The following is a 229-nucleotide window of genomic DNA, read 5'->3' on the forward strand; positions in this document are numbered from 1 at the left end:
GTACCCTCGGCCGGCTTGCCACCGTGCGTATATTGAGCCGCGGTGGGTTACCTCCCATTTTTTCTTTCCAATACCTGGCAGATGCGGCGCCTGCCTTACCCTTTAACTGCGCATTCTTCCAGGCGGTGTAGTCTTTATATTTTATACTTAACGGCGGTAGTTCCGGATCGGTTTTCCGGGATAATTTCTCATATAACAGAAAGAAATCATGCATGAATACGGCAGACGA

General features: G+C 48.9%; 1 protein-coding gene. It reads right to left on the reverse strand.

Going from position 1 to position 229, the window contains the following annotated elements; translation table 11 throughout:
- Positions 1 to 229, reverse strand: a 229-nt coding sequence (locus tag KVT36_RS33365) for a condensation domain-containing protein (RefSeq protein ID WP_217607552.1), incomplete at both ends; no start/stop codon positions are given.

Origin of the sequence: Chitinophaga sp. GbtcB8, from assembly GCF_019091455.1 — a bacterium.
Taxonomy (GTDB): Bacteria; Bacteroidota; Bacteroidia; order Chitinophagales; family Chitinophagaceae; genus Chitinophaga.